A 12646-nucleotide genomic window follows, 5' to 3' on the forward strand; every position below is an offset into this window, starting at 1 on the left:
AGTTCCGTCATGACCGAAGAGGAAGGGACGGTGTCGGGCGAGCTCGACGTGATGCTCGACGACGCGGGCCAGGGCCTGGTCCGCTATCGCGGCACCGACAGCTGGTACACGATCGGCAACATCGAGTGCGAGCCACCGCGGACGTGGGAATGTGTCGCGGATCTGGTGAAAGCGATCAAGAAGGTCGCGGGCACCCGTGATGTCGCCGGGAACACGGTCGTTTTCGAGGCCTGATTTCCGGAGCTGGCAATCTGGTAGTTATGCCGACTGCCTCTCGCCAATCATCGCCCCACGAGGTCGCCTGGTCCGCGCTGTGCCGCCGGACCCCGCACGTGCTCGCCCTGATCGCGACCGCGGCGGTGCTGATCACGGTCCTCACCTGGGAGGTCACCAGCGGTGTCACCTGGGCGGACACCCGGGTGCTGGACTGGATGATCGCCCATCGTGGCGAACCGCTCACCAGCATCGCCACGGTGATCACCGACCTGGGCGACACGCTGTCGATGGTGATTCTCGCGGCGATCGTCATCAGCTGGTTCGTGCTGCGGCGCGATCTGCCGGTCGCCGCGCTCGTGGCTTTCACATCGCTGGGTGCGGGCGTGCTGGTGTGGGTGATCAAACGGCTCGTCGGCCGGCAGCGTCCGCCCGAAGCGTCCCGGCTGGTCTTCGAACCCAGCCTGTCCTATCCGTCGGGGCACACGCTCGGTTCGACGGTGGTGGTCGGCATCGTGGCGATCGTGCTGGTGCCGCTCATCCAGCGGAGGTGGGCGCGGGTGGCGGTGACCGCGTTCGCGATCGTCTTCCCGGTCGCTGTCGGGTTGTCGCGGATCTATCTGGGCGTGCACTGGACCACCGATGTGCTCGCGGGGTGGATCATCGGGCTGCTGTGGTTGGTGCTGTGTGTCACGGCCTTCACGCGCGTGCGGACCGTGGTCGGACGGTAGCGGCCCCCGTCGCCGAGGGCCGCTGTGGTCAGGCGGCCTGGACCGGCGCGTCCCAGTCGATGCGGTAGCGGCGTTCGGCACCCATGGTCTTCTCCGGGTTCATCACCGTTTTGACCATGAGCGGCATCATCGCGTTCATGATCTTGCGGGCGAACGGGCCCGGTGTCTTGCTGTGATTGATCTTCGCCGCACGGGCCGCGATGCCTTCCACACGGGCCCGGCGCAACCGTTCATAGGTCGCGAAGGCCTCGGTGGGCGCGGCGATATCGCGCAGGCAGCGCGCGAGTTGCACGCCGCTTTCGATCGCCAGTGAGGCGCCCTGACCCGAACTGTTGGACGGCGCGTGCACCGAGTCACCCACCAGCACCAGCCGATCGCGATACCAGTGCGGTACCGGCCCCATGATGTGCAGCGCGCCCGTGATCTCGAGGTTGTCCGCCGTTGTGCGACGGGCGAATTCGGCGCCGGGAGAGTCCGGGGCGTAGGTCTGGCGCAGGATCTTCAGCCAGTGCTCCGCAGGGAGGGCGCGGGCCTCGGTGAGCGAGAAGTATTGCTTGCTGGGCAGATTCGCGCCCCACATCGCGCCGCCGTCGGCGAGTTTCCAGTACAGGTAGTAGGCGTTGGCGCCGAAGGCGAACACCATGGTGTCGTCGGGCAGGTCGAGGTCGCAGTCGACCTGTGCGCCGAAGCCGAGCATGCCGGTGTAGTCGGGTCCGGGTGCATTCGGGTCGATCAAAGTTCTTACGGTGGAACGGATTCCGTCGGCGCCCACGAGGATGTCGGCGGTGGCGGTGGAGCCGTCGGTGAAGTGCGCGGTGACACCGTCGGGGTGTTCGTCGACGTGGGTCAGCCGTTTGTCGTAGCTGAACGGCACGCCCGCGGCGACCGCGTGATCGTGCAGGGTGCGGTGTAGTTCGCCGCGATCGACAGCCTGTAGTGGCGGCTGATCGGCGAGGTCGGGCAGGACGTGTTCGCGGGCGCCGACTCGCAGGCGCATCTGGGCGACGGGCAGCGCGATCGCGCGCACCGCGTCACCGGCGCCGATGAGGTCGAGCGCGGCGAGGCCGTTGGGTGCGAGCGCGAGCCCGGAGCCGATGCCCTCGGACGGACCCGAATAGGCCTCGTAGACGTGGGCATCGATGCCTGCTTTACGCAGGGCGGTAGCGGTAACGGGTCCGGCGATGCCGCCGCCGATTATCAGGGCGGAACGGGTGGTGGACATGGGTGATCTCCAGATCTGCTGTCGGCGTCACCCAGCTATCCTGTGGTAGCCAGCCTCGGGGCCGGGTGCGCCTGGTTTCGGGACGGTTTCTCGGGCTCGGTGGGGTGTTGCCGCACGCCACCGGGTCCGGGGTCTTGCTGCTCGAGCTAGTCGTCGCTCCTCTCGCCGAGTTCGGGAATCTGTTCGGGTGGCATGCCGTCGACATGCCACTGCCGCCAGGACTCGAGACCCTCGAAGGTGCCCGCGGCGAGTTCGTCACGCAGGGACCTGGCCCAGTTCGCTTCGGCTTCCAGCATCGCCAGGCCGTATTCGGATTCGACGACGAACAGCCGCGCCAGCGTGCCCTTCACCTGGTCGAGCTCCGCCCTGGTCGTCGCGATGACCTGCGTCAGCGTCTCGATGCGCATGCCGAGCAGCTCGATCACCTCGTCGGGCGGCAGCACCGCCAGAATCGACAGGCCGGCGGTGAACCGGTGATGTTCGGGCTCGGGTGCGGCGAGCAGTTCACGGGTCCAGTCCGCCATCTCGACGCGGCCGGCGTCGGTGATCCGGTAGATCACCCGCTCGGGGCGGGCGCCGTCGCGTTCACTGCCGATGACCTCGAGAAATCCGGCCTTCTCCATGTTCTGGACGACGGTGTAGAGCGAGCCCCACTTGATGTCCATGTCACGGTCTTTGCCGTGCGCGCGCAGCGTGGCGGCGATCTCGTAGCGGTGCATCGGTCGCTGCACGATCACCGACAGCACGGCGAGCGCCAACAGGTTGTTCACCTTGCGCTTGGTAGCCACCACCGCCTCCTTACTCGTCTACGAATATACGTCTACGAGTATTTCGGCGGCAAGACCTGTCCAGTGCGGTGGACGGCGGGGTTCAGGTTTTCGATACCTCGCTGCTATCAGCGCCCTGGTCCAGTAGTTTGGCGGCGATCTTCGACAGGGCCTCGTCGAGCAGGGCGCGGTCGGTGGGGTCTTCGGAATTCCAGTCGTCGAGGCGGTCACCGAGCCACTTGCGCCAGCCGACGCGCAGCTTGTCGACCTCGGTGGTGCCGTTGTCGGTGAGGGTCAGGGTGCCGCCGTCGTCGTGGAGCAGGCCCGCGTCGGTGGCCTGGCGGAACACCGGGGACAGCACTTCCACCGGCAGTTGGTGGCGGTAGGCGATGGCGTGCACGGTGGCCTGGATGCCCTCCTTGGAGTACAGGTACACCTGGCCCAACGCCCATGCCGCGTCCGGGCTCAGCGTGCTGCCCGAGGCCGCGATGAGTTCGGGGATGATCGGCTTCTCGGCCCTGGCCTTACGCACGGTGGTGGCCACCGAGCGTTCCAGTTGCACCACGCGGTCGTGCGAATCGGGCACCGAGAAGCCCTCGCCGACATCGCCGGCGCCGTGCCGGGAGCTGTCGCGCAGCCGCACCTGCGGCAGGAACCAGGACACGACGAAACCGACCAGGGCCACCGGCACGACCCAGCGGAACACGTGGTCGATCGAGTGCGCGTAGGCGTCGATGATGGGCGCGGCCTGCTCGTGCGGCAGTTCGCGCAGCAGTTTCGGGTTCGCGACGGCCTCGGGTGGGACGCCGTGTGCCTGTTTCAACGCCTGTTCCAGGGCGGGCTTGCTCTCGTTGGTGTACAGCGTGCCGAACACCGCGGTGCCGAAGGCGCTGCCCAGCGTGCGGAAGAACGTGACGCCCGACGTGGCGGTGCCGAGGTCTGCGTAGGGCACGGTGTTCTGCACGACGATGGTGAGCACCTGCATCGATAGGCCCAGACCCGCGCCGAGAATGAGCATGTACAGCGATTCCAGCCACACGCTCGTGTCGTGCCCCATCGTGGACATCAAACCCAGACCCACCGCCATCACCGCCATGCCCACGACCGGGAAATACCGGTACCGGCCGGTCTTGCCCACGACCTGACCGGAGAAGATCGAGGTGATGAACAGGCCGACCACCAGCGGTAACGTGCGCACACCCGAACTCGTGGCCGACTCGCCGTCGACGTACTGCAGGTAGGCAGGCAGGTACGTCATCGAGCCGAGCATCGCGAAACCGACGATGAAACTGAGCACCGACGACACCGTGAACACCCGGCTGCTGAACAACCGCATCGGCAGCATCGGCTCCTTCGCCCGGTTCTCCACCAGCACGAACCCGGTGATCAGCACCGCGGCGAGCACGAACAAACCGATGATCTGCCAAGAGCCCCACGGGAATTCGTTGCCGCCGAACTCCAGGCCCAGGATGAGCGCGGAGACGCCGAGCGCGACCAGACCGATGCCCAGGTAGTCGATCACCGGACGGGCGACCGAGCGCAGATGCGGCAGCGTGCGCGCGGCCATCACCACCATGATGATCGCGATCGGCACGTTCACGTAGAAGCACCAGCGCCAGCTCGCATGGTCGGTGAACAGGCCGCCCAGCGTCGGCCCGACCACGGTGGTCACGCCGAACACCGCGCCCAGCGCACCCTGGTACTTGCCGCGTTCGCGCAGCGGAATCGTGTCGGCGATCAACGCCATCGAGGTCACCATCAGCCCGCCCGCGCCGATGCCCTGGATGCCGCGCGCCACGATCAGCACGAGCATGCTGTTGGCGACACCGGCCAGCGCCGAACCCGCGATGAAGATGACGCCGCTGAGCTGGAACAGCAGTTTGCGGCCGAACAGGTCACCGAGTTTGCCCGCGAGCACGGTCGCGACGGCCTCGGCCAGCAGATACGAGGTCACCACCCAGGCCATGTGCCCGGCGCTGCCCAGATCGGCCACGATCGAGGGCAGCGCGGCCGACACGATGGTCTGGTCGAGCGCGGACATGAGCATGCCCAGCGTCACGGTCGCGAAGACGAGGTTGATCTTCGTCTTGCTCATCGGCTCGACTGGCTTGTCTGCAGCAACACCATCCGGCATTGGCTCAGTATGGGCTTTCCTTGCTGCTGTGGGGTTCCAGTGACACGGCAGCAACCGGACCGATATCTCAACGCACGGCGTAACTTCCCAAGCCCGGCTCTAGCGCGTCGAAGGCTACGCGGGCATCGCGGAACAGCGCGGCGGCGATCGCGTCGTTGGATTCACCGGCGAGAGTGCGACGGGTGACTTCGTCGAACAAGACCCGTTCGACGCCGGCGAGTTGAGCCGCGGCGACCCGGGGGGTGATGTCGTCGGCGCCCGTCTCCGCAGCCAACGTTTTCGCCAATGCCACCTCGCGGTCGTCGTGGAACTCGCGCACGCGTGCGGTGAGCGCGGGGCTGTCGGCGATCATCCTGGCGAACGGTTCTCCGCTGAAACCGATGAGCATGCTGTGCGCCGCGACCGCCGTCAGGTAGGCGTGCCGCAGCGCAGCCAACGCCGACTGGCCCGGCTCGCGTTCCCGCACGACCGCGGCGAGCTGGTCGACGTAGACCTCCCCTAGGTCGAGGGCGAGATCTTCCTTGCGGGGGAAGTAGTTGGTGACGGTCATCTTGGCCACGTCCGCGGCCTGCGCGACCTCGGCGATGGTCACACGGTCGAACCCCCGCGCCAGGAACAGTTCGGTGGCCCGGTCGGAGATGTGTTCCCTGGTCTGCTGCTTCTTCCTGGCGCGAAGCCCCTGTTGCGTGGTCATGTCAGCAGCATATCTGAACTCGTCCCAAAATTGTTCTTGACATATTTTTAGGTTGGTTCTAAGTTTGTGTTCGTCGCCGCCAGCGACACGATCGAAGGAGACAGCGCATGCCGCACGGAACCGATATCGCCGCAAGCCCCCTCAGCACCCGTTCCACCCTCGAAGGAGCAGCCGATATGGCCCGATTCACGCGCAACGCACTCGACAACGTGGTCCGCGAGACCGAACCCCGCCGGTCCCGAGCGGCACGACGCACCGAAGCGCCGTTCCCCGCACAGCGCCGACGCGGCACCGGCTCGGCCATTCGCGGTTCACAGACCCGGTCCTCGGCCGTCCGCCGTCCGATCCGGATTCCCGGCAAGTAGTCACTGCGATTCCCGACCGGTGGGGCGCGCCCTCGCCCCACCGGTCACCACCTCCGGCCGCACTTCGAACGGGAGTTCTCTTGACCACCACCGTGTCCACCGATCCCATTCGCGACTACCTGTCCACCATCGGCCGCACTCCCCTGCTGACCGCCGAGCAGGAGTACGCCCTCGGCACGCGCATCGCCGCCGGTGTTGCCGCACGTGCTGAAATCGACACGGCGGGAGCAGAACTCACACCTTGGCGACGAGAACTGTTGCGCCGCACCGAACTCGACGGCCTGCGTGCGAAAGATCAGATGGTGCGGGCGAATCTGCGGCTGGTCGTGTCGATCGCGCGGCGGTTCCCGACCAATACCGGGATGTCACTGCTGGATCTGATCCAGGAGGGCACGGTCGGGTTGATGCGCGCGGTGGAGAAGTTCGATCACGAGCGCGGGCTCAAGTTGTCCACGTATGCGACGTACTGGATTCGGCAGTCGATCGGGCGCGCGCTCACCGATCAGGGGCGCGCGATTCGGTTGCCCTCGAATGTGGCCGATGTGCTGCACCGGGTGATTCGGGTGCGGCGCGAGTTGGCGCATCAGTTGGGGCGCGCGGCCACCACGGAGGAGCTGGCGGCGGGCGCGGCGCTCACGGTCGCGCAGGTCGAGGCGGTGTTGCGGCACGAAGCCGAGCCGGTGTCGCTGCACGCGCCCATCGGCGAGGACACCGATCTGGGTTCGCTGCTGCCCGACACCGGGCCCGCGCCCGCCGACGTGGTAGCCGAGCAGATGCTCGGCGGCTATGTCGAGGAAGCGCTGAAAGTGCTGACCGAACGCGAATCCGCTGTCATCCGACTGCGTTTCGGCCTAGACCGCGGTGAAGGCCGCACTTTGGAGGAGGTGGGGACGGCGCTGGGCTTCTCGCGTGAGCGGGCGCGGCAGATCGAGGCGAAGGCCATGACCAAACTGCGCAAACCCGCCTGCGCCCGTACGCTGAGCGGATTGCTGGGCTGACCTTACACCCGAACTTACTCCAGAGTAAGATCGGGTGCATGGCATGGAAACCAACTGACATCGCGGACCAGTCCGGGCGCACGTTCGTGATCACCGGGGCCAACGGCGGCCTCGGTGCCGAAACCACCAAGGTGCTGGCCGCCAGGGGTGCGACGGTGATCATGGCCTGCCGCAACGCGAGCAAAGCTCAGCCGATCGCCGACGCCATCGACGGCGACGTGCGCGTGGCCGCGCTCGACCTGGCCGACCTGGCTTCCGTGCGCGAATTCGCCTCACAGCAGGGCGAATTCGATGTGCTGATCAACAACGCGGGTCTGATGAACGTCCCGTTCTCGCGCACCGCCGACGGCTTCGAGACCCAGTTTGGCGTCAACCACCTCGGTCACTTCGCGCTCACCGGGCTGCTGCTGGACCGCGTGCGTGACCGGGTGGTGTCGATCGCCAGCATCGCGCACAAGCAGACGCCCAAACTGTGGATCGACGACCTGAACTACGAAAACCGCCGCTACCAGCGCAATCTCGCCTACGCCCAGGCCAAGCTGGCCAACCTGATGTTCGGCCGCGAACTGCAGCGCAGGCTCACCGAGGCCGGTTCGGCGAAGAAGTCCTACGCTGTGCACCCCGGCGTCTCGGCGACGGATCTGTTCGCCCGCACCGAGACTCCGCTGGACCTGGTCAGCAAGCCGTTCATCAAACTCATCGGCCACGCACCCGCCAAGGCCGCCCACTCCACCCTGTTCGCGGCCACCGAACCCGACGCCGACCCCACCGTGTACTGGGGACCGAACAAGTGGATGCAGTCGCAGGGTCCGGTGGAAGCCTGCCCGTCGACCAAGATCTCGCGCGATCCCGAACTGCTGCGCAGGCTGTGGGAGGAATCCGAGCGGATGACCGGGATCAGCTACAAGTTCTGATTCATGCCACGGTGAGCACGATCTTGCCGCGGGTGCGCTGATTGTCGCTGATCTCGTGGGCCTTGCGCACGAGTTCCAGCGGCAGGACGGTTTCGACGTGGGGTCGCAGCGCACCCGCTTCGACCAACTCTGTGATGGCGCGCAGGCCGCCGTTGTCGGGCTCGACGATCATGAAGCCCGCGCGCACGCCGAGTGGGCCTGCCTCGTCGACCAACGCCGCTTCGGCCGGGGAGGCCAGTGAGACGATGATGCCGCCGGGGCGCAGGGTTCGCAGCGAGCGCGGGCCGTATTCGCCGCCGACGGTGTCGACGACCACGTCGATATCGCGGGCCGCGTCTTCGAAATCTGTAGTGGTGTAGTCGATTACCTCGTCGGCGCCGAGTTCGCGGACGAAGTCGTGGTTGTCGGCGCGTGCCGTGGCGAGCACGTACGCGCCGCGCGCCTTGGCGATCTGCACCGCGACATGGCCGACCCCGCCCGCGGCCGCGTGGATCAGCACCCGCTGGCCCGGCTGCACATCGGCGGTGTCGACGAGTGCTTGCCAGGCGGTGAGCGCGACGAGTGCCAGCGCGCCCGCCTCGATATGGGTGAGGTTCGTCGGCTTATGTGCGAGATGACGGGCCGGTGCGGTGACGTACTCGGCGTAGGTGCCCGCCGCGTACGGCAGGCGCGGCATGCCGAACACCTCGTCGCCGGGAGCGAACAGTGTCACACCGACACCGACCGCCTCGACCACGCCGGACACATCCCAGCCCAGCCGGACCATCTTGCCGAACAGCCCACCGCTGCCGCGATGCCAGGAATCGGTCGGGTTCACCCCGGCCGCGTGGACCCGGACCAGTACTTCCGACGGTCCCGGTGTCGGCTTGTCGACCTCGACCACCCGCAGTACCTCGGGTCCGCCGAAGATGTCCTGACCGATTGCCCGCATGACTCGTTCTCCTTGTGTCGCACGCCGTTTCGAGGGGAACCGGCGATGTGCGGACAACGATGCCCGGCCCGCGAGGCGGCGGCGAGTGGCAAGAAGGCCAATATGTGCAAGAATCTTGCCATGCATCGCGTGGTGGTTCTGGCACTGGACGGGGTCTATCCGTTCGAACTGGGGATTCCGGCCCGGATCTTCGGCACGGCGACCGACTCCGGCGGTGCCGCGCTCTACGACGTGCGCACCTGCAGCCTCGACGGTGCGCCGGTGACGACGAACGCCGACTTCACCATCGCCGTCGGATTCGACAGCAGCGCGCTCGAGGAAGCCGACACCGTGGTGATCCCGCCGTTCTCCGCGTGTGACGCGCCGGAATCGGAGTGGATGCCCGCCGACCTGGCTCGGGCACTGGCCCGCGTGCGGCCCGAGACCCGGATCGTGTCGATCTGCACCGCCGCCTTCGTCCTCGCCGCCCTCGGCCTCCTCGACGACCGCCCCGCCACCACGCACTGGAAGCAGGCCGATCGGTTCCGCAGCCTGTTCCCGCAGGTCAGAATGGACGCCGACGTCCTGTTCGTCGACGAGGGCCGCATCATCACCGCCGCGGGCAGTGCCGCCGGGATCGACGCGTGCCTGCATCTGCTGCGTCGCGATCACGGCAGTGTGGTCGCCAATCGGGTCGCTCGCCTGTGCATCGTGCCGCCGTGGCGCGACGGCGGCCAGGCCCAGTTCATCGACCGTCCGATTCCCGAACCCACCGCCGCGACCACCGCCGCCACTCGGGCCTGGGCGCTGAACCACCTCGACCGCCCGCTCCCGCTCACCGAACTCGCCGCCCACGCGCGGATGAGCGTGCGCACCTTCTGCCGCCGCTTCCGCGAGGAAACCGGCCTGCCACCCGGCCAGTGGCTCACCCAGCAACGCGTCGACCACGCCCGCCACCTGCTCGAAGCCACCGACCTGCCGATCGACCGGGTCGCCGCCGACGCGGGCCTGGGCACCGCCACGTCGCTGCGCCAACACCTCGCCAACACCATCGGCGTCTCCCCCACCGCCTACCGCCAAACCTTCCGGAACGACCCGGCTGTGACGCCCGCCGCTGCGGCCCCCGCCCGCCGCGACCTGGTCCTACGGGCGCTGTAGTAGGCGGGTACCGTGGAGCGCGTGTCCGCTCCACCTCCTCGCCCGGCGCATAATCGTCCGGCCCTGATCGCGCTGGTTGTGCTTGTCGCATCGGGGTGTCTGGCGCTGGCCTGGTGGCAGTGGGAACGGTTCGAATCGGGGACCGGGACGGGGCAGAACCTCGGCTACGCGCTGCAATGGCCGCTGTTCGCCGGGTTCGCGGTGTTCGCCTATGTGCGGTTCGTGCGGTTGGAACGCGAGGCCGAACAGCCTGTCGCTCCCCGCCCCGACAAGGTCGAGGCCGCGCGCGAGATCCCCCCGGGGATTCTGCCCGAACGGCCAAAAGCCGCGCCCGCCGACGACCCGGAAACCGCGGCTTACAACCAGTACCTGGCGCAACTACACGCCAACGACATCGATGCGCAGGTCCGCACCGCCGGCTTGCACTCCCCCGAGAGGAACGCCGGGTGACCACCTCCGAAGACCACACCGCGACCACCGCACCGACACCGCCCGCCGGTGCGGCAGGCCGCGACAAGATCCGCACCGCGCTCACCCGCTACCGGGTGCTGGCCTGGATCACCGGTGTGTGGCTGCTCGTGCTGACCGGTGAACTGATCTACAAGTACCTGATCCTGGACGACAAGAACGAGGCACCGGCCTGGTTCTTCTACATCGGCCAGGCGCACGGCGTGTTCTACATGGTGTACCTGGCGTTGACCATCGACCTCGCGATCAAGGTCCGTTGGCAGCCGAAGCGGACGGTGCTCACGGCGCTGGCCGGCACCATTCCGTTCCTGTCGTTCTACGCCGAACACCTCAATGCCAAGGCTGTGAAGCAGCAGTTCGGGCTGTAGACCCCGACGAAAAGCGCCGCCGCTCCGGATTATTCGGGGCGGCGGCGCTTTCGTTGTGCGGTCACCGTGCTGGACACGCGATCACCAGGCAATCACGCAAACATCGGCCGAGTAGAAATCTGCACCAAAGCCTGGTGATCTTGATTCGATGTCAGCCCAGTGCGGCCAGGGCGGGGATGAGCTGGGTCAGGGCGCGGCCTCGGTGGGAGGCGGCGTCCTTTTCGGCGGGGGTGAGTTCGGCGGCGGAGGTGGTGCCGCCCTCGGGGATGAACAGCGGGTCGTAGCCGAAACCGCCGTCGCCGTGGGGTTCGCGGGCGATGGTGCCCGGCCATTCGCCGCGCACGACCGTGGTGGTGCCGTCGGGCAGGACCAGCGCGCAGGTGGACACGAAGCGGGCGCCGCGACGGTCGTCGGGGACATCGCCGAGTTGGGCCAGCAGCAAGGTGTTGTTCGCCGCGTCGTCGCCGTGGCCGCCTGCCCAGCGGGCCGACAGCACGCCCGGCATGCCGTTGAGTGCGTCGACCTCGACACCGGAATCGTCTGCCACGCAGGGCATTCCGGTGGCGACGGCACCGTCGCGGGCCTTGGCAATCGCGTTCTCCTCGAAGGTGGCGCCGGTTTCGGGGGCCTCCTCGTAGGGCGGCACCTCGTTCAGACTCACCAATTCGATTCCGGCGACGCCGGCTTCGTCGAGGATCCGGCGAAGTTCGTTCAGCTTCTTGGCATTTCGGCTGGCCACCAGCACGCGCACAGCCACGACTACTTCTTCGCCGACGGCTCGGGCAGCACACCCGGGTACGGCAGCGCCAGCGCCGCCTTCTGGATCGCGAACAGCTGGTCCGCACCCAGGAACGCCGAGTCCAGCATTCTGTCCAGGGTCGACCGGGGGAACGTCGCGCCCTCGCCGGTGCCCTGGATCTCGACCAGGGTGCCGGTGTCGGTGGCGACCACGTTCATGTCGACCTCGGCGCGCGAATCCTCCTCGTAGGGCAGGTCCAAGCGCACACGACCGTCGACCACGCCGACGCTGACCGCGGCGATCATGCACGAAATAGGTTGCGGGTCAGCCAGTTTGCCCGCGGCGGCCAGGTACGTCACCGCATCGCACAGGGCCACGTAGGCACCGGTGATCGCGGCGGTGCGGGTGCCACCGTCGGCCTGCAGCACGTCGCAGTCCAGTGCGATGGTGTTCTCGCCCAGCGCGGCCAGGTCGATGCAGGCCCGCAGCGAACGCCCGATCAGCCTGCTGATCTCCTGCGTGCGCCCACCGACCTTGCCCTTCACCGACTCGCGCCCACTGCGGGTGTGCGTGGCGGCGGGCAGCATCGCGTACTCCGCGGTCAACCACCCCAACCCCGAATCCCGGCGCCACGGCGGCACCCCCTCGGTCACGCTCGCGGTACACATCACCCGCGTCTGCCCGAATTCCACCAGTACCGACCCCGCCGGATGCGCAGTGAAACCCCGAGTGATCTTCACGTCGCGGAGTTCGTCATCCGCCCTACCGTCAGCTCGTCTAGACACAGCGCCACACTAGCTGGTTCCTCCCACACCACATCCAGCCACACCGAACACCCCAAATCCACATGCCTGCACACACCCAGCCCACACCTGCGACCCATAGGGAGCAGCGGCCACGCAGTGGCCGTAGCGGCCCGGCCGCGAGTTAGCCGCCGTTGCGTCCGAGGCGAAGCCTCCAGCCTG

At 67.5% G+C, this 12646-nt stretch carries 15 protein-coding genes; 8 read left to right on the forward strand and 7 right to left on the reverse strand.

Annotated features, from left to right (window positions below; genetic code table 11):
- Positions 1-9 precede the first annotated feature (9 nt).
- Together ACFWU5_RS27885 and ACFWU5_RS27890 are read left to right on the forward strand one after the other, a co-directional pair.
- Positions 10-234: a hypothetical protein gene (locus tag ACFWU5_RS27885; RefSeq protein ID WP_379269834.1), complete on the forward strand. Its 225-nt coding sequence runs from the start codon at positions 10-12 to the stop codon at positions 232-234.
- A gap of 26 nt (positions 235-260) precedes the next feature.
- Positions 261-944 carry a phosphatase PAP2 family protein gene (locus ACFWU5_RS27890; protein ID WP_379269836.1) on the forward strand — a complete coding sequence of 228 codons (684 nt, stop codon included), beginning with the start codon at positions 261-263 and terminating at the stop codon, positions 942-944.
- A gap of 28 nt (positions 945-972) precedes the next feature.
- On the opposite strand, the gene ACFWU5_RS27895 is transcribed toward ACFWU5_RS27890, so the two are convergent.
- The 4 genes from ACFWU5_RS27895 to ACFWU5_RS27910 form a co-directional block, all read right to left on the reverse strand.
- Positions 973-2166 carry an FAD-dependent oxidoreductase gene (locus ACFWU5_RS27895; protein ID WP_379269838.1) on the reverse strand — a complete coding sequence of 398 codons (1194 nt, stop codon included), beginning with the start codon at positions 2164-2166 and terminating at the stop codon, positions 973-975.
- A 146-nt stretch (positions 2167-2312) separates the two neighbouring features.
- Positions 2313-2954 carry a helix-turn-helix transcriptional regulator gene (locus ACFWU5_RS27900; protein ID WP_379269839.1) on the reverse strand — a complete coding sequence of 214 codons (642 nt, stop codon included), beginning with the start codon at positions 2952-2954 and terminating at the stop codon, positions 2313-2315.
- Positions 2955-3036: 82 nt separating this feature from the next.
- Positions 3037-5028, reverse strand: a complete 1992-nt coding sequence (locus ACFWU5_RS27905) for an MDR family MFS transporter (RefSeq protein ID WP_379269841.1) — start codon at positions 5026-5028, stop codon at positions 3037-3039.
- 106 nt (positions 5029-5134) lie between these two features.
- Positions 5135-5761, reverse strand: a complete 627-nt coding sequence (locus tag ACFWU5_RS27910) for a TetR/AcrR family transcriptional regulator (RefSeq protein ID WP_379269842.1) — start codon at positions 5759-5761, stop codon at positions 5135-5137.
- A gap of 107 nt (positions 5762-5868) precedes the next feature.
- On the opposite strand from ACFWU5_RS27910, the gene ACFWU5_RS27915 reads away from it, so the two are divergent.
- The 3 genes from ACFWU5_RS27915 (at position 5869) to ACFWU5_RS27925 (ending at position 8038) form a co-directional block, all read left to right on the forward strand.
- Entirely contained in the window at positions 5869-6126 is a 258-nt protein-coding gene (locus ACFWU5_RS27915) for a hypothetical protein (protein ID WP_379269843.1), read from the forward strand.
- An 80-nt stretch (positions 6127-6206) separates the two neighbouring features.
- A complete protein-coding gene (locus ACFWU5_RS27920) occupies positions 6207-7124 on the forward strand; it encodes an RNA polymerase sigma factor RpoD/SigA (protein WP_379269844.1) in 918 nt (305 codons plus the stop codon).
- A 38-nt stretch (positions 7125-7162) separates the two neighbouring features.
- A complete protein-coding gene (locus ACFWU5_RS27925) occupies positions 7163-8038 on the forward strand; it encodes an oxidoreductase (RefSeq protein WP_379269845.1) in 876 nt (291 codons plus the stop codon).
- 1 nt (position 8039) lies between these two features.
- Here ACFWU5_RS27925 and ACFWU5_RS27930 read toward each other — a convergent pair whose 3' ends face one another.
- The gene (locus tag ACFWU5_RS27930; protein WP_379269846.1) at positions 8040-8969 is read right to left on the reverse strand and encodes an NADP-dependent oxidoreductase; all 930 of its coding nucleotides are present in this window, start codon (positions 8967-8969) and stop codon (positions 8040-8042) included.
- Positions 8970-9071: 102 nt separating this feature from the next.
- Between ACFWU5_RS27930 and ACFWU5_RS27935 the strand changes: the two genes are divergently transcribed.
- Genes ACFWU5_RS27935 through ACFWU5_RS27945 form a run of 3 tightly spaced genes read left to right on the forward strand, consistent with a single transcriptional unit; the run spans position 9072 to position 10942 of the window.
- Entirely contained in the window at positions 9072-10106 is a 1035-nt protein-coding gene (locus ACFWU5_RS27935; RefSeq protein WP_379269847.1) for a GlxA family transcriptional regulator, read from the forward strand.
- A gap of 21 nt (positions 10107-10127) precedes the next feature.
- Positions 10128-10556 (forward strand): transcriptional regulator, encoded by a 429-nt coding sequence (locus ACFWU5_RS27940; protein ID WP_379269848.1) that lies wholly within the window; start codon positions 10128-10130, stop codon positions 10554-10556.
- Positions 10553-10942, forward strand: a complete 390-nt coding sequence (locus ACFWU5_RS27945; protein WP_379247510.1) for a DUF3817 domain-containing protein — start codon at positions 10553-10555, stop codon at positions 10940-10942. Before ACFWU5_RS27940 ends, ACFWU5_RS27945 begins: the two co-directional genes overlap by 4 nt.
- A gap of 151 nt (positions 10943-11093) precedes the next feature.
- Here the strand turns inward: ACFWU5_RS27945 and rdgB are convergent, their stop codons facing one another.
- Both rdgB and rph read right to left on the reverse strand, forming a co-directional pair.
- Positions 11094-11699, reverse strand: a complete 606-nt coding sequence (rdgB, locus tag ACFWU5_RS27950; protein WP_379247508.1) for an RdgB/HAM1 family non-canonical purine NTP pyrophosphatase — start codon at positions 11697-11699, stop codon at positions 11094-11096.
- 2 nt (positions 11700-11701) lie between these two features.
- Positions 11702-12466: a ribonuclease PH gene (rph, locus tag ACFWU5_RS27955; RefSeq protein WP_379247506.1), complete on the reverse strand. Its 765-nt coding sequence runs from the start codon at positions 12464-12466 to the stop codon at positions 11702-11704.
- Positions 12467-12646: the final 180 nt, after the last annotated feature.

It is taken from the genome of Nocardia sp. NPDC058640 (assembly GCF_042716995.1).
Taxonomy (GTDB): Bacteria; Actinomycetota; Actinomycetes; order Mycobacteriales; family Mycobacteriaceae; genus Nocardia.